General features: G+C 68.0%; 12 protein-coding genes. 9 read left to right on the top strand and 3 right to left on the bottom strand.

Features of this window, described 5'->3' with window-relative positions; all coding sequences use genetic code 11:
• The first annotated feature begins 111 nt into the window (after positions 1-111).
• The 9 genes from OV287_RS40280 to OV287_RS40240 all read left to right on the top strand — a co-directional run bounded on the left by OV287_RS40280 (position 112) and on the right by OV287_RS40240 (position 9,285).
• Positions 112-657, top strand: coding sequence for an RNA polymerase sigma factor (locus tag OV287_RS40280; protein WP_267539340.1), 546 nt, complete (start codon positions 112-114; stop codon positions 655-657).
• Complete coding sequence (locus OV287_RS40275; protein ID WP_267539339.1) at positions 650-1,786, top strand: FecR domain-containing protein; 1,137 nt, start codon at positions 650-652, stop codon at positions 1,784-1,786. Before OV287_RS40280 ends, OV287_RS40275 begins: the two co-directional genes overlap by 8 nt.
• 49 nt (positions 1,787-1,835) lie before the next feature.
• The gene (locus OV287_RS40270; RefSeq protein WP_267539338.1) at positions 1,836-2,789 is read left to right on the top strand and encodes a hypothetical protein; all 954 of its coding nucleotides are present in this window, start codon (positions 1,836-1,838) and stop codon (positions 2,787-2,789) included.
• Between the two features lie 13 nt (positions 2,790-2,802).
• Positions 2,803-4,722 carry a di-heme oxidoredictase family protein gene (locus OV287_RS40265; RefSeq protein WP_267539337.1) on the top strand — a complete coding sequence of 640 codons (1,920 nt, stop codon included), beginning with the start codon at positions 2,803-2,805 and terminating at the stop codon, positions 4,720-4,722.
• Between the two features lie 129 nt (positions 4,723-4,851).
• Positions 4,852-6,717 (top strand): di-heme oxidoredictase family protein, encoded by a 1,866-nt coding sequence (locus OV287_RS40260; RefSeq protein WP_267539336.1) that lies wholly within the window; start codon positions 4,852-4,854, stop codon positions 6,715-6,717.
• A gap of 47 nt (positions 6,718-6,764) precedes the next feature.
• Positions 6,765-7,997, top strand: a complete 1,233-nt coding sequence (locus OV287_RS40255) for a DUF2403 domain-containing lipoprotein (protein WP_373371931.1) — start codon at positions 6,765-6,767, stop codon at positions 7,995-7,997.
• An 81-nt stretch (positions 7,998-8,078) separates the two neighbouring features.
• Complete coding sequence (locus OV287_RS40250; protein ID WP_267542510.1) at positions 8,079-8,408, top strand: ArsR/SmtB family transcription factor; 330 nt, start codon at positions 8,079-8,081, stop codon at positions 8,406-8,408.
• A gap of 50 nt (positions 8,409-8,458) precedes the next feature.
• Entirely contained in the window at positions 8,459-8,719 is a 261-nt protein-coding gene (locus OV287_RS40245; protein WP_267539335.1) for a hypothetical protein, read from the top strand.
• 29 nt (positions 8,720-8,748) lie between these two features.
• A complete protein-coding gene (locus OV287_RS40240; protein WP_308809774.1) occupies positions 8,749-9,285 on the top strand; it encodes a DUF1801 domain-containing protein in 537 nt (178 codons plus the stop codon).
• A 176-nt stretch (positions 9,286-9,461) separates the two neighbouring features.
• On the opposite strand, the gene OV287_RS56715 is transcribed toward OV287_RS40240, so the two are convergent.
• The 3 genes from OV287_RS56715 to OV287_RS40225 all read right to left on the bottom strand — a co-directional run bounded on the left by OV287_RS56715 (position 9,462) and on the right by OV287_RS40225 (position 14,823).
• Positions 9,462-11,513: an Ig-like domain-containing protein gene (locus OV287_RS56715; protein ID WP_267539334.1), complete on the bottom strand. Its 2,052-nt coding sequence runs from the start codon at positions 11,511-11,513 to the stop codon at positions 9,462-9,464.
• A gap of 215 nt (positions 11,514-11,728) precedes the next feature.
• The gene (locus OV287_RS40230) at positions 11,729-13,198 is read right to left on the bottom strand and encodes an Ig-like domain-containing protein (RefSeq protein WP_267539333.1); all 1,470 of its coding nucleotides are present in this window, start codon (positions 13,196-13,198) and stop codon (positions 11,729-11,731) included.
• 332 nt (positions 13,199-13,530) lie between these two features.
• Positions 13,531-14,823, bottom strand: coding sequence for a Kelch repeat-containing protein (locus OV287_RS40225; RefSeq protein ID WP_267539332.1), 1,293 nt, complete (start codon positions 14,821-14,823; stop codon positions 13,531-13,533).
• Between the last annotated feature and the right edge of the window lie 139 nt (positions 14,824-14,962).

Genomic DNA, 14,962 nt, shown 5'->3' with positions numbered 1-14,962 from the left:
TCGCGGGTCTCCGGCGGGTTCAAGCCCTGCCTGACATCGCCCCGGGTAGTCATGTAGGCTACCCGGGAATTTGGCATGACCTGTTTTGCGCGGTCGTGTCTCTAAAGGGCCATGTCCGCACCAGGGCACCTCATTCAGCTGCACCAGGACGCCACCCAACTGGAGGTCGACCCGGCCGACTTCACCGCCGTGGTTCGGGCGTACCGCCCTTACGTCGCGGGGGTGGTGAAGCGCATGTTGGGGCGTGACGACGACGTCGACGACATCGTGCAGGACACCTTCTTGCGCGCCCTCGAAGGGCTCAAGCGGCTCGAAAACCCCCTGCGGGTCAAGCCCTACCTGGCGTCGACCGCGGTGCGGCTGACGCTGAGGCGGCTTCGAAGGCGGCGGCTGCAGCGCGCTTTCGGGCTGTGGGAACGTTGGAACCCCACACTGCTCTCCATGCCCCGCGGCAACGGCGAGCACCGGGCACGGTTGAGCGACGTGTACCGGGTGCTCGACGGAAGGTCGGCGGACGAGCAGGTGGCGTGGAGCCTGCGCTATCTCGAGGGTGAGCGGCTCGAGAGCGTCGCCGAGCTCCTGGGCTGCTCGCTCTCGACGGCCAAACGACGCATCGCCGCGGTCGACGCGGCGCTGGAGGAGGCGCACCGTGACTGAGCAGCACCAGCGCTGGGCCGAGGCGGCGCGCTCGCTCGAGCCGCAGTACTCGACCGTCGAGTCGGCCCTGTTCGAAGCGGAGGTGCGCCGGCGCTACCGCCAACGGGAGGTGCGCCGGCGGGTGGTTCCGGCCGGGATCGGCGTTGCGGTGCTGCTGCTGCTCGGGCTCTTCGGCCCGTGGAAGCTGCGCGAGCCCGGCGTTCCCGAAGTCGCGATCGGTGAAGACGCGCGGGTGGTGATGCCCATCGACGCGCCGGTGCGCACCCTCCGCTCGGAGCCGGGACTCTTGTGGCTCGAGCTCGAGCGCGGCGCCATGCGCTTCAGGGTCGCCCCGCAGCACGGGCGGCTGGTGCGGGTGTCGGCTGGCGCGGTGGATGTCGAGGTGGTCGGCACCGCGTTTTCGGTCACCCGTGGTGACGAGCAGGTGAGCGTGGTGGTCACCGAGGGCCGCGTTCGGGTGCGCGCCGGAGCTCGAGAGACGCTGCTGGCGGCGGGCGAGCAAGGCCTCTTCCGCGCCGAGGCACTCGCCCCTGAAGCTGCCAGCGCGCCCGCCGGGCCTGGCGAGGTGACGACCGAGGCGAGCGAGGAGCGAGGCGTGCCCGCGATGCCCCAGGCGCCGAGCGTGGCGTCGGCACCGCGGCCCCCGGTCAAGAAGAGCGTGCGTCGCCCGGCCACCTGGCGAGCGCTCGCCGAGCAAGGTGACTTCCAGACTGCATGGTCGGCACTGCAGCGCGAGGGCGCTCCCGATGACGAGCCCGGCGATCTGCTCCGCGCCGCCGACGTGGCCCGTCTCAGTGGTCACCCCGCGGATTCGCTCGCCCCGCTCCGACGGGTGCTGTCGCGCTTTCGCGGTGACCCGCGCGCGTCGCTCGCCGCCTTTACCCTCGGTCGGGTGCTGCTCGACGATCTGGGCAACCCGCGTGAGGCGGCCGACGCGTTTCTCGATGCGTACGCGCTGGCCCCGAAGGGCCCGCTCGCCCCCGACGCGCTTGCCCGCGCCGTCGAGGCCCAGGCCCGGGCGGGAGACGCCGCGGCCGCCCGCAGCACTGCCGAGCGCTTCGTCGACGAGTTTCCGCGGTCGGGTCGGGTCGACGCGGTGAGACAGTGGGGGAGGCTCGGAGCACCGTGATGTTTCCTTTTTCCTCCGGGTACCCCGGCGCCGTGCAGGTGGCCCAGGCGTGATGATCGCGGTGGTGTTGGTGGTGGCCGCCGTCTCCACGCCTGGCGCGGGGCGCGTGGCGGTGAGCACCACCGGTTGCCCGCCAGGCGTCGAGTCCGAGCTGCGCCGGCTGCTGTCGATCGAGCTCAAGGTGCCCGTCGACGCGGTGTCCAGCGAGGGTGACACGCTGGTGGCCATCGACTGCAGCACGGCGCCGCGCTACGGGGTGGCGCTCGAGGTGTTGGGCCGAGAGCCCGAACAGTTCGAGGTCGACATCTCCGAAGTCGACGCGTTGGCCGTTCCCCGGACAGTCGCGTTGGTGGTGGCCGAAGCCGTCGCGCGGCTGTGGTCCTCGCCTCCAGCCGAACCGCCCCCGCCCCCAGCCGAACCGCCCCCGCCGCCGGTCGCGGCCCCCCCTGCTGTCCCACAGGCCCCCCCTGTCCCTCAGGGCGCGCCCGCTCCCGTCACCGAGCCGGGCAGGGTGCAGCTCGGCCTGTTTGGCGTCAGCCGCTCGGGAGCGGTGCCGCTGTTTGGCGGGGGTCTCGCGGCCGACGTGCGGCTGTGGCGCTGGGTGGGCATGCGCCTTGACGTGGCGGCGCTGCAGGGAGAAGCGCTGCGGGCCTCGGGCTCGGTGTTGGCGACGCTGGTCGATGGGGGGGTCTCCTTCGACGCGCGGATCGAGCGGGCGCGGTGGATGGTTCGGGGCGGCGTCGGGCTGCGCGGCGGGCTTGGCGTGCTCGAGGGCCGGCCGGCGGAAGGGCACGTGGGAGCTGTCACCCAGGGCGTGCTCTGGGGTCCCCAGGTGGGGGTGAGCGGCGAGTGGCGGCCGTGGGGGTGGCTTGGGCTCGGGCTGGGCCTCGATGGAGTCGTCTGGGCCCCGCGCCTCGAGGGTACCGTGGTGGGCGAGTCGCCCGTTCGCTTCGGCGGCGTCTTCGGCGCGCTCTGGTTATCGGCCGGCGTACGCGGATGGTAGACTGACGAAACCGATGCGCATACGGCCACCAAACGTGCTGGTGCTGGTGCTGGTGCTCGCGGGGTGCGAGCCGATCAAGCTCGGTGGCGGCACTGGGGTGGTGCTCGGTCCCAACCTGCAGCGGTGCCGGGAGGCCTCGCTCCCCCGGGTGACCCCGCTGTTCGCCGAAGGCCCCGCCGAGACCGGCCCCATCGTCCGCCATCGGGAGGACGGCGTCCTCGTCACCGAGGTCGCCGGGCGGGTGCGCGGCCGTCATGAGCGCGAGGAGCGCTTCGGTTCCTACGACACGCGCTCGTTCGAGAACCGGAGCTACCGGCTCGTGGTTGAAGACGCGGTCGCGGCCGGCCGATCCGAAATCAGAATCACGTACTACCCCATCGCCGACGTCTCGACGTACGGCCCGGTCACCAACTTCCGCAGCTGGAAGATGTACGGCCCCGAGGGCAACCAGAACGGGGGCTACACCTTTTACGTCAACCAGCAGATGCGTCAGGTGTCGCCGCGTCAGCTCGAGCAGACGGTGACCGACAACGCCCGCGAAGGCCGGCCGCTCCGCACGGGTGACATCCTCGACTTCGAGCTCGGCATCTACCTTGCCGGTGCCGATCCCATGGACCCCGCCCCCATTGCCGGCGGGTCGTCCTACTTCTCCGACACCTTCCGCTACCAGGTCGGCCTCGGCGGCCTCACGCCGGAGACCTTCGACTCCGCCGGCATGTTGGGGCCTGCTCCCGACGGCCGCCTCGGCGGAGGCACCACCGTGCCCTTCGTCGCCCTCGCCGACGGCACCCCGGTCGAGCCCAGGTACGCGCTCTCGCAGCTGGCGCTCAACATCCAGTCGCCACACCCTCAAGGGTTTCTCGAAGGCCGCCGGCTCTTCTACACCGAGCTCGACACGGGCGCCCACGTCGAGAACGGCAACCCGCCCCTGCCGTTGCAGGGCGTACTGGGGCCGCAGTTCAACGCCAGGAGCTGCGTCGCCTGCCATGCCTTCAACGGCCGCGGCGTGTTGCCTCCGGTGGGAGAGCAGGTGCAGTCGCTGGTGCTCAGGCTGACCAACGAGCCGGAATTCGGCGACCAGCTTCAGCCCCAGGAGGCCACGGTGCGGCTCTCGCGCATCGAGCCGCAGCCGGTGACGTTCAGCGATGGCGAGGTGGTGATGCTGCACCGGCAGGTGTTCGACGCCGGCCGGCCGCTGCGCGCGTCGGCTCGGCTGGCGCCGGCTTTGGTCGGCATGGGGCTGCTCGAGGCGCTCGACGAGTCGACCATCCTGGCGGCCGCCGACGAGACCGACTGCGACGGGGACGGCATCTCGGGTCGCGCTGCGCTGAGCAGAGCCGCGCCGGGTGAAGAACCGCGCCTCGGCCGCTTTGGATGGAAGGCCGAGCACCCGTCGGTGTCCGCGCAGGTCGACGCCGAGCTCGAGGCCCACCTCGGAGTGGGGGTGACGGCGAGCGCGCTCGGCGGCGAAGACCGAGCTCGCCTCGTCACCTACCTGCGGCTGCTCGGGGTCATACCGCAGCGCATGACCTCGCCGGTGCAGCTCCGTCGCGGCGCCGAGGTGTTCGCCGCGGTGGGTTGTGGTGCCTGTCACCTGTCCGAGCTGACGACGGGTGGGCGCCACCCGTTCGAGGAGCTCCGCGCACAGACGGTGCACCCCTTCACCGATCTGCTGCTGCACGACATGGGCGCGGGGCTGGCCGACGACTCCGGCCTGCCCGAGGCGAGTGAATGGCGCACGGCTCCATTGTGGGGCCTGGGCTTCACCGCGCAGGTGTCTGGCGCCGTCAACCTGCTGCACGATGGGCGGGCCGGCTCGGTGCTCGAGGCGGTGCTGTGGCACGGCGGAGAAGCGCAGGCGGCGCGGGACGCGGTGGTGGCGCTGCCGCGAGAAGACCGCCTGGCGCTGCTCGCCTTCCTCGAGAGCCTCTGACGCGCCAGAACGTGCACCGGCGCTGAACCGAAATCCGCTCGTCAGGTCTCTCTGGATGCGGTCCGGAGGCGACACATGCTGCGACGGGTTCTTTGGGTTGGCTGGCTGGTTATCCTGGGTGGGTGCGGTTTGATCGGAGGTGGACCCACCGATCCCGAGCAGTGCAACCAGGCGGCGTCGGCCGTGGTGCCGCTGTTCGCCCCCGGGCCATCGGAGACCGGCCCCATCGTGGTGCAGCGGCCAGATGGAGTCATCGTCACCACCGCCAGTGGCCGCGTGCGTCCCCGCCACGAGCGCGAGGACCGCTTCATGCAGTACGAATCGCACTACTTCGAGCACCGCAGCTTCCGCTTCACCATCGAGGACCGCGTCGCCGCGGGGGAGTCCTCCATCAAGGTGATTTACGAGCCCATCGCTGACCCCAGCACCTACGGGCCGACCACCAACTTCCGCGCGTGGAAGCTGTACGGCTCAGCAGGCAACGGGCCGCAGTACTACACCTTCGCCGACAACGGCGTACTCACCCAGGTGGCGCAGCGGCGCCTCGAGAAGACGGTGACGCGAAACGCCCGCGAGAGCCGGCCGATCAAGGTGGGCGACATCTTCGATTTCGAGTTCGGCATCTTCCTCGCGGGCTTCGACGCCGCCGACCCGACCTCGATCGGGGATGGGGCGAAGTCGTATTACTCGGACACCTTCCGCTACCAGGTCGGGGTGGGCGGGCTGACGCCAGAGACCTTCGACACCACCGGGCTTCTGGGCCCCGTCGAGTCGGCGCGCTTCGGTGGCGGTCTGACTGTCCCGCACATCGCCTTCGCCGACGGCACCCCGGTCGATCCGGAGATGGCCTTCTCGCAGCTGGCGCTCAACACGCAGTCGCCCCACCAGCAGCTCGCTCTCGAGGGGCGGCGCTTGTTCCACACCCGGTTCGACACCGGCGGACACAGCGAGCCGTACAACCCGGTCTTCAGAGAGCAGGCGGGCAAGTTGGGGCCCCACTTCAACACGACCAGCTGCAGCGCCTGCCACGTGCACAACGGGCGCGGCACCCTGCCCGAGCCCGGTGGCGCTCCGGTCGAATCGCTCGTCCTCAAGCTCTACGGAGACGACGCCTACGGTTCCCAGCTGCAACCCCAGGAGGCCCCCCTGCGGCTCGTGCGCTATGAGACCCGGCAGGTGTCGCTGAGCGACGGTCAGGTGGTGACGCTCAAGAAGCCCGTCTTCGACGCCGGGCGCCCGTTGCAGGCGTCGCCACGGCTGGCGCGGCAGCTGGTGGGCATGGGCCTGCTCGAGGCCATCGACGAGTCGACGATTCTGGCGCGCGCCGACGAGCACGACTGCGACGGCGATGGCATCTCGGGCCGCGCCCAGCAGGTGAAGGACCCGGTCACGGGTGAGCTGCGGTTGGGCCGCTTCGGGTGGAAGGCCGAGAAGGTGTCGGTGCGCCATCAGGTGGCCGACGCCCTCGACGCGGACCTCGGGGTGACGACGAGCATCTTCCCGCGAAATGGCGCCGCTGAGCTCTCCGACGACGACCTCCAGCGGCTCACCGTCTACATGCAGCTGTTGGGCGTGCTTCCACAGCGCAACGCCACCGACCCGAAGGTGGAGCGGGGCGCGGCGCTCTTCGCCTCGATTGGTTGCTCGGGATGCCATGTGACCGCGACCATCACCGGCAACTCACACCCCTTCGAAGAGCTGCGCGCGCAGAAGGTGCGCCCCTTTACCGATCTGCTGCTGCACGACATGGGGCCCGACCTCGCCGACGACTCGGGGCGACCCGATGCGAGCGAGTGGCGCACTCCACCGCTATGGGGAGTGGGCTTCACCCGCGAGGTGTCGGGCTCGGTCCACCTGCTGCACGACGGCCGCGCCGGCTCGGTGCTCGAGGCGATCCTGTGGCACGGGGGCGAAGCGAAGCCGATGCGCGACACGGTGGTGGCGCTGCCGAAGGACTCCCGCGAGGCGCTGATCGCCTTCCTGGAGAGTCTGTGAGCCGTGCACACGGCCTCGAGGTCCGGTTCGATGGGTTCGCCCGGCGGATTCTGAAGAGTCTGCTCCTGGCTCTGCTGTGCGCATGCACGCTCAATCAAGGTCCCGGCTCTCAGCCGCCGGACGCAGGGCAAAACCCCGGACCTACGCCGGCCCCCGTCGATGGCGGTGGCTCGGGAGCAGAATTCGATCCTTCGGAGTTGGACCCGGCCTCGCATGGAGGCACCGTCACCTTTGAGTCCATCGGTGCGCCGGGTTGGTATCCGAGCCGGCGTGATCCCGAAACGGGGCCCTGCGATGCGTACACTGCCTCGGGCTGCTGTCTCAGCAAGCACACCATCGAAAGCGATGCGCTGACCCCCTGGGACGAGGACCTCATCGTGACCCTGCGGGGGCCCATGAAGCTCAAGCAGTTTGCCGTGTATCAGCCGGCCGTTGAATCGCCCGGCCCCTGGAACCTGGTGTCCTCCTGGGATGAGCGGAGCCCCAAGAGCTCGCAGGGGCTCAACTTCTCGGGAAACAACACCGAGAAGAACGGGTTCAGCGGCACCATCGGGACGGAATGCCTGGTGGACGTCTCAACGAGCGAGGACTTCGCGTGTGGTCCCGGGAGCTTGCCGTACTGCCCACCGCAAGGTTCGGGAAAGAAGACCTGGGGTTGGTCGGGCTCGAAGCTCTTCGTGATGCTGGCCACCATGCCCCACGCGGCTTCGCTGGGCCATGCCTGCTCGAACAACTCGAACGGGAACTGGTTCGATGCACCGTGGATGGGGCTCAGCGTTGGAGAGCTCGTGCGCGCGGGGGCCTTCGGCAGTTGCCAGTGCTACGCCAAGGCGCCTGACAAGTGGTACCTGGGCGACGGCTGCGGCCAGTTCAACGTCTTCGAGGTGGTGAACGACAACAACGAGTTCCGGAACCTCGACGTCTTCAGCACGAACATGTTCGGTTACGCGGGCTACGTCGGCGAGGGCCCCTGCGGCTCGCGGTGCAAGGTCGACTCACTGGGCGGTGAGGTCGACCTCATCGACAAATCGAAGGTCACCGAGGCGGCGCAGGGCGCGGTCGCCAGCCCTACCCGTGGGCCCGGTGCCGCCTTCCGGCGTCCCGTGTCCGGCTATCGTTACTTCCTCGTCCTGCTCGACGTTCCGACGCGGACCGTCCAGCTGGCGGTGATCCATCCGCTGAGCGTTCCCGCCCCCGTTGGCGCGCTGCTTCCCGGATTGCCAGCCCAGCTAGACGCGTCGACCATCGACGCCGTCCGGACCTTGCGACTGCCCAGGTGAGGGAGGACGTGGGGCACGCCCGACGCAGGGGGTCCGAGCTGGGCGCTTGACAACCGATAAGCGGCGGCTTATCTGTTGAGCATGCAGAGCGCGGCCGGACTCGAAGACAAGATCTTCCAGGCGTTGGCGGACCCCAGCCGTCGGGCGATCTTCGAGTCGCTCACGCGTGGTGAGGCCGCGGTGAAGGACCTCACGGCGCGTTTCGACATCTCGCAACCGGCGGTCTCGCAGCACCTCGCCACTCTGAAAGACGCCGGTCTGGTGAGCGGCCGGCGCGAGGGGCGCTGCGTCTACTACCGGGTGGAGCCGCGCGGAATGAAGCCACTCATCGACTGGATCTCCCACTACCGCGCCTTCTGGACGGAGCGCGTGGACCGCCTCGAGCAACTGCTCGAGAAAATGGACCAATAAACCCCGAAGATAATGGGCGGGAAGCTCGTCGACCTGCTCACGAGGCTCTCATGAACTGGAACAAATTGATTCGAGACATTCATCGCTGGCTGTCCATTGTCTTCACGGTGGCCGTCATCGCCAACATCGTCGCCATGCTCACCCAGAAGCCCGGCTCGGAGGCGGCGGGACAAGATCAGTCCGCCATGCTGGTGGGCCTGCTGGCGCTGTTCCCACTCATTGTGCTTCTGTTCACCGGTCTGTATTTGTTTGCGCTGCCGTATGTGGCCAGGTGGCGCAGGGTCGACGCACCGGTGGTCAGAAACGATTAGTACCCACGATTGCACCTGGAGTGAAGGCGATGTCCGGCAAGACGACGAAGAAAGCCGCGGCGAAGAAGACGACCGCGAACAAGAAGACCGCGACGGTCGCGAAGAAGCCCGCCGCCAGGCGTGTCGCTACGAAGGCGGCAAAGCCGAGCAAGGCTGTCGCCAGGTCATCAGACCCAATGAGCGCATCCGAGCGGATCGACCAAAGGATCGCGAGCCTGGACGATTGGCGAGGAGCGCGGTTGGCCGAAATTCGCAAGCTCATCCACGAGGTCGACCCCGAGGTGGTCGAAGACTGGAAGTGGATGGGTACTCCAGTGTGGTCGCACGACGGGATGTACGTTCTCGCCAACCCTCACAAGGACAAGGTGAAGATCACGTTCTTCCACGGAGCCCGGCTCCCTGACCCCAAGAAGCTCTTCACCGCGGGTGAGGGGGGCAAGTGGCGGGCGATCGACCTTCGCGAGGGAGACAAGCTCGACACGACAGCATTCAAGGCGTTGCTGCGCGCAGCGGTGGCTTACAACACCACGTACTCGGTGCCGAAGAGCAAGGGGTCGAGAGCGTAGAACGCGCGCGAAGATTCCGCGCAAGCAGGTGCTCTCCTGGTCTGTCCCATATGCCCCCCCTCCGGTCCTGAAAAAACCGAGGCCGGAAACCCCTGAGTACTCAGCGGCTTCCGGCCTCGGCTTTTGTGTCCCCGACGGGATTCGAACCCGTGGAGGAGTGGGTGCCCTATAAGCGGCTACGGCGCCGGCATGAATGCCAGACCCAAGTTCCTGCTGCTGCCCGAGTTCACGTCCTGGATATCGCTGCCGTCGGCCAGATTGGCGCTCCGGAGCACTGTACCCAGCCAATCCGCCCAATACAGCCGCCCGGCCGTGACATCGATGGCAATCCCGTGCACTGTGTTCTGGTTGGTCACCAGGGTGGTGATGTTGGAGCCGTTCAGGTTGGTGACATAGATACTGTTGCCGCGGGTCGAGTAGTACACCTTCCCGCCGCTCGAGTCGACCGCCAGGCCCACGCCCTGGCCGTTCAGGTTTGAAGCGGGGGTCTCCAGGTTGGTACCATCGAGATTGAATCGTACGATCTTGGTGTTGTTGTAGGTAATGACATACACCTTGCCGCTCGGGACATCGAACGCGATGGAAGACGGGCTATCGATGCCGCCGAGCACCTCCGTTGGATTGCTGCCGTCCAGCTCGGCGCGCATGACCCGTTTCCCGGTGAAATCGGACCAGTACAGCTTGCGGTTCGTCGAATCGACTGCCAGCCCGGAGGGGTAGCCTCCGTTCGCCACGATATCGACCGGGTTTGCCCCATCACTGTCCGCTCGAACGATTGCGCTGCCGCGATTGTAGAAGATGGTACGGGTTACCGGGTCGGTGGCGACGCAAGCTGCCCCGCTGATGCCGGTCTGGAGCTCAATGGCATTCGTGCCGTTCACGTCAACCCTCCACAGCGAGCCGGCGGCAGTCACCCAGTAGAGGCGCGCAGGAGCGGTGACGTCGACCGTGAAGGTGGTGGTGGTGGTGGTGCCGTCACTCACCGAGAGGGTGATGGTGGTGGAGCCGCTGGCGCTGGCGACGGGGACGACGTTGAGGGTGCGGCTGGAGCCGGAGCCGCCGAGGATGAGATTGCTGGGGTCGTTGGGCACCAGGCCGGTATTGGAGGAAGTGGCGGTGACCGTGAGGCTACCGGCGGCGGTTTCCACGTCGCCCACGGTGAAGGCCAGGTCGCCGGTCGAACTGCCAGCGGGGATGCGCTGATTGGCCACCGGGGAAATGGTGGGGACGTCGTTCACCGCGGTGACGTCGACCGTGAAGGTGGAGGTGGTGGTGACGGAGCCGTCGCTCACCGAGAGGGTGATGGTGGTGGAGCTGTTGGCGTTGGCAACGGGAACCACCTTGAGGGTGCGGCTGGTGCCGGAGCCGCCGAAGACGAGGTTGGCGGGGTCGTTGGGCACCAGGGCGGTGTTGGAGGAAGTGGCGGTGACCGTGAGGCTGTCGGCGGCGGTCTCCACGTCGCCCACGGTGAAGGCCAGCTCGCCGGTCGAGCTGTCCTCGGCGATGCTCTGGTTGGCCACCGGGGAAATGGTGGGGGCGTCGTTCACCGCGGTGACGTCGACCGTGAAGGTGGAGGTGGTGGTGACGGAGCCGTCGCTCACCGAGAGGGTGATGGTGGTGGAGCCGTTGGCGTTGGCAGCGGGAACCACGTTGAGGGTGCGGCTGGTGCCGGAGCCGCCGAAGACGAGGTTGGCGGGGTCGTTGGGCACCAAGGCGGTGTTGGAGGAGGTGGCGGTGACCGTGAGGCTGCCGGCGGCGGTCTCCACGTCGCCCACGGTGAAGGCCAGGTCGCCGGTCGAGCTGTCCTCGGCGATGGTCTGGTTGGCCACCGAGGAGAGGGTGGGCGTGTCGTTCACTGGCGTGATGGTGATGGTCACCGTGGCCTGGGCGCTTTGGCCCTTGCGGTTGGTGGCGCGGAAGGTGAGGACATCTTCGCCATTGTAGTCGGCGCTGGGGGTGTAGGTGATGACGCCATCGGCGCTGATCTCACTCAGCGTGCCGTGGTCCGGCGCGTCGACGATGCTGAAAGTGAGTGCCCCGTTGTCGCTGGCCGGCAGGTGCACCTCGAGGGGCGTGTCTTCCGCCGTCTCGCGGGTGTCGTTCTGGGCCGCCGGCGGTGGCGTGCTGTCCTTACAAGCGGCGAGGGTGCTGGCAGCCAGTCCAAGCACCAGTCCGGCGCGCAATGCGGTGGCTGGTGCTGCGAGCCACCTCGAAAGCAAATATGACATGAACTCTCCTCGTGGTCCGCGGGGGCCGACGAGTGTGTAGGTGTTGAAGTGTTGCGTCACTGCGGTGCTTCGGTGGGGGAAGGGTATCACAGTGCCGACGCAGCAATACGAGACACGATGCCCCCCCCCACGCTCGATTTCGATCCGGCCTCTGAAGGGCAGTCGATCAATCACTCGCCTGCGGGTTCGATGCAACCTTCAGAGAGGCTGTGCGCTCAGGGCACGTACACTTCCGCCGTGGCAAGTGGGTTGGTGCCATCTTCGCCACCCACGACGAGAACCCTGCCTGAGAGCAGCGGCGTCGCGGTGTGAGCTCCGCGGGACGCGGCCATGGAGACGGTTGCGGACCAGGAAGAGGTGGCTGGGTTGTACAACTCCGCGGTGTTGTAATAGCTGCTGCCGTCGCCCCCCGCGACGAGCACCTGGCCCGAAGCGAGCAGCGTGGCGGTGTGGCGGGAGCGGCTTTCGACCATGGATCCAGCTGCGGACCAGCTGTTGGTGGCTGGATCATACAGCTCAGAGGAAGAGGGCCCGGTGACCGATTGCCCCCCTGAGATGAGCACCTTGCCAGAGGAGAGCAGCGTGGCCGCGTGATGGCTATGGCTCGTCACCATGGTGGCCGCTGGAGCCCACGAATTGGTGGCCGGGTCGTACACCTCGGCGCTGCTCAAGCTCCCGGAGGCATTGGTCCCTCCCGAGACGAGGACCTTGCCCGAGGGGAGCAATGTGGCCGTGTGGTGGAAGCGGGCGGTGCTCATGAGGCTGGACTTAAGCCAGATGTTGGCGAGCGGCTCGAACACCTCCGCGGTGGCTGAAGCGTTGGTGCCATCAGTGCCGCCGGTGACGAGCACCTGGCCCGAGGGAAGCAGCGTCATGGTGTGACCGTAGCGGCCCCCACTCATGGGGCTGACCTCATACCAGGCGTTGTTCGCCGGATCATACATCTCCACGCTGGTAAGGGCGCCGACGCCCCCAGTGACGAGCACGTAACCATCGGAGAGCAATAGGGCGGCGTGATCGAAGCGGCTCTTGGACATGGCACTGACTGGAGACCAGGCGTGGGTAGCTGGATCGTACAACTCCGCACTGCTCAGGGTGGTCGTCCCATTGCGCCCCCCAGTGATGAGCACCCGGCCCGAGTCGAGCCGCGTGGCGGTGTGGTTGTAGCGGCTCGTGGACATGGACCCCGCGGACGTCCACCCAGTGACGCTGAGTTGAGCCGTACCGCTCACGTCAGCCAGGGTGGCGGTGATGGTGACGGGCCCACCCCCAGCCACGCCGGTGCCCAGGCCCGTGCTGCTCACGGTGGCAATGGCGGTGTTGCTCGAGGTCCACGTCGCGCTGCTCGTCACATCGACCGTGGTGCCGTCGCTGTAGCTGCCCTGGGCGGTGAACTGCTGCGTGATGCCCACGGGCACAGAGGCAATGGTGGGTGACACCTGCAGCGAGAGGAGGCGAGCGCCGGTGGCTTCGGTGACCTCGAGGGTTGCCTCGCCCGAGGCTTCGTCCGCGTTGACCGTGATGATGGTGCTACCGGGCTTGAGCGCCGTCACTTGGACAGTGCCGTCCGGTTGCGGTTCGACGGAGGCCACTTGAGGAGCGGACGATGTCCATTGCTGTAAAGTGTCGAGGTCGACGACGCGGCCATCGTCATAGACCCGCTGGGCCTTCGCGGTGGTCTTCATCCCCGCGGAGACGCTGGTCTCCGCGAGGACGACACGGAGCGAGAAATCGTCTGATGGAGATGAAGAGCAGCGGCAGCCAGTGACTGCCAGCGCCAAGCAGAAGGCAAGAAGGGAGAGCGGTAGGTTTTTCATGCGAAGTGGCTCTGGCTTCATGGTGGGGAAAGGCCCAGACGGCCAGCAGCCAGAGGAGGTGCCGGCTCATGTCAGCGCGGCCTCCTCTACTCAGAGTGTCAGGTCATGGATATTGGACCTTGTGCTTATACGGCGCGGGCTCAGCCCTGGCCCAGCCGGTCCACGAACCGCACCAGCTCCGCAACCTCGTGGTAGGGCGGTCAGCTCTTCGGCCAGGTCAGCTTCCAGAGATCGTCGAGGAACTCGCTCGCGCCGCCATCCGACGTGGCCCCGCCGTTCAGGTACAGCTCGTAGGCGGTGGGCGTCTCCCGCACGAAGGAGATGCCTCCGACGCGGCCCGGGGGGATGGGAGAGCCGGAGCCGAGGGCCACCTCGCTCCAGCGGTTGTCCTTCACCGAGTAGAACCACAGCTCGCTGGAGAGGCCGTCGAAGCGCTGCCCCCCGAAGACGACCAGCCCGCCATGGGCGGTGTCGAAGAACGCCACCGTGTTGTCGCGCGGCGAGGGCAGGGGGCCCTCCGGCTGGAGCCGGGTCCACGTGAGCGTCTCGAGGCTCAGCGACCAGAGGTCGTTTTCGTAGTTCGTCGGACCGAAGAGCTCCCCGGCTGGCGTGTCGGGGCCTTGATCCGCTCCGAGGCGGTAGCCGCCGAAGACGAGCAGCGAGTGGCTGTCCGGCTCGTACCCGCCGGCGGCCCAGGCGCGAGGCGCGGGCTTCTCACCGGCTGTCGTGACGAGCCTCCAGCCCGTGCCCTCGTCATGGACGGCGACATCGTTGCGAAGACCGGTGGACGTGGTGGCGAATCGGGGAAGCGTGTTGCCCACGCCGCCAAACGCATAGAAGGTCTTCTTGCCGGGCTGGCCCGCCCGCGGCACTTCCACCACCAGGGCGGAGGAGCGGCGCACGGCGAACGGGTCTCCCAGGTTCTCGGAGGAGACCTGCTCCCAGTGCTGGCGCTGGACGTGGTAGGTCCACATCTCGGGGAACATCAGGTCCGAGCCTGTCCGGAACCGGCCCCGCCCTCCCACGAGGCTCACGCAGCCGTCGCACGGACCGGGGATCATTAGCGACTCGGCGCGTGCGGCGGGGGGCGGCGGCGGCGAGGCCAGTTTCCTCCAGGTGGCCGTGGCGATGTCGAATGCATGGAAGTCGTTGACGGTGAAGTCGTTCGGGAAGTTCCCGCTCTGGCCGCCGAAGCGGTAGACGACGGCCGGTTCACCGCTCGTGCGGGCGAACGAGGCACTGGCCTCCCAGAGCGCGGGCGGGAGGTCTCCGTGCTGCTCGACGGCCTCCCAACGCGGGCTCTCGCACAGCGGCGAAGCACCCGACTCGGAGGAGGAGGGTGAGGCGCCCGGGTGGGCCTCCGCGCACCCGGGCGGCGAAGGCTTCTCGGTGCCACAAGCGGCCAACACGAGCAGGGTGGCGAGGCCGCAGCCGCGGCGAAGCAGGGCCAGGCGGGGGAGGGCGTGGGAAGTGGACGCTGGCATGAGGGACATGCCCGATGATGCTGCGGAACGAATGGCTCCGTCGAACACTTCTTCCGCGGCTGCTCGCGTGGCCGCTTCGAAGCTTGATCAGGATCAGAACCAGACCTCCGCCGCCCCTGCCTGGCCTACCGGGAATCACGAGCTCGCG

It is taken from the genome of Archangium lansingense (assembly GCF_026626635.1).
In the GTDB taxonomy this organism is placed as follows: domain Bacteria; phylum Myxococcota; class Myxococcia; order Myxococcales; family Myxococcaceae; genus Archangium; species Archangium lansingense.
The sequence above is the reverse complement of the archived record's forward strand: the minus strand, read 5'-3'. Positions and strand labels throughout refer to the sequence as shown.

What these genes read in the sequence shown, in the direction of transcription:
- OV287_RS40245 (WP_267539335.1), top strand. Translation starts at nt 8,459, where the DNA reads ATGAACTGGAACAAATTGATTCGAGACATTCATCGCTGGCTGTCCATT.
- OV287_RS56715 (WP_267539334.1), bottom strand. Translation starts at nt 11,513, where the DNA reads ATGTCATATTTGCTTTCGAGGTGGCTCGCAGCACCAGCCACCGCATTG.
- OV287_RS40240 (WP_308809774.1), top strand. Translation starts at nt 8,749, where the DNA reads ATGTCCGGCAAGACGACGAAGAAAGCCGCGGCGAAGAAGACGACCGCG.
- OV287_RS40265 (WP_267539337.1), top strand. Translation starts at nt 2,803, where the DNA reads ATGCGCATACGGCCACCAAACGTGCTGGTGCTGGTGCTGGTGCTCGCG.
- OV287_RS40280 (WP_267539340.1), top strand. Translation starts at nt 112, where the DNA reads ATGTCCGCACCAGGGCACCTCATTCAGCTGCACCAGGACGCCACCCAA.
- OV287_RS40225 (WP_267539332.1), bottom strand. Translation starts at nt 14,823, where the DNA reads ATGTCCCTCATGCCAGCGTCCACTTCCCACGCCCTCCCCCGCCTGGCC.
- OV287_RS40230 (WP_267539333.1), bottom strand. Translation starts at nt 13,198, where the DNA reads ATGAAGACCACCGCGAAGGCCCAGCGGGTCTATGACGATGGCCGCGTC.
- OV287_RS40250 (WP_267542510.1), top strand. Translation starts at nt 8,079, where the DNA reads ATGCAGAGCGCGGCCGGACTCGAAGACAAGATCTTCCAGGCGTTGGCG.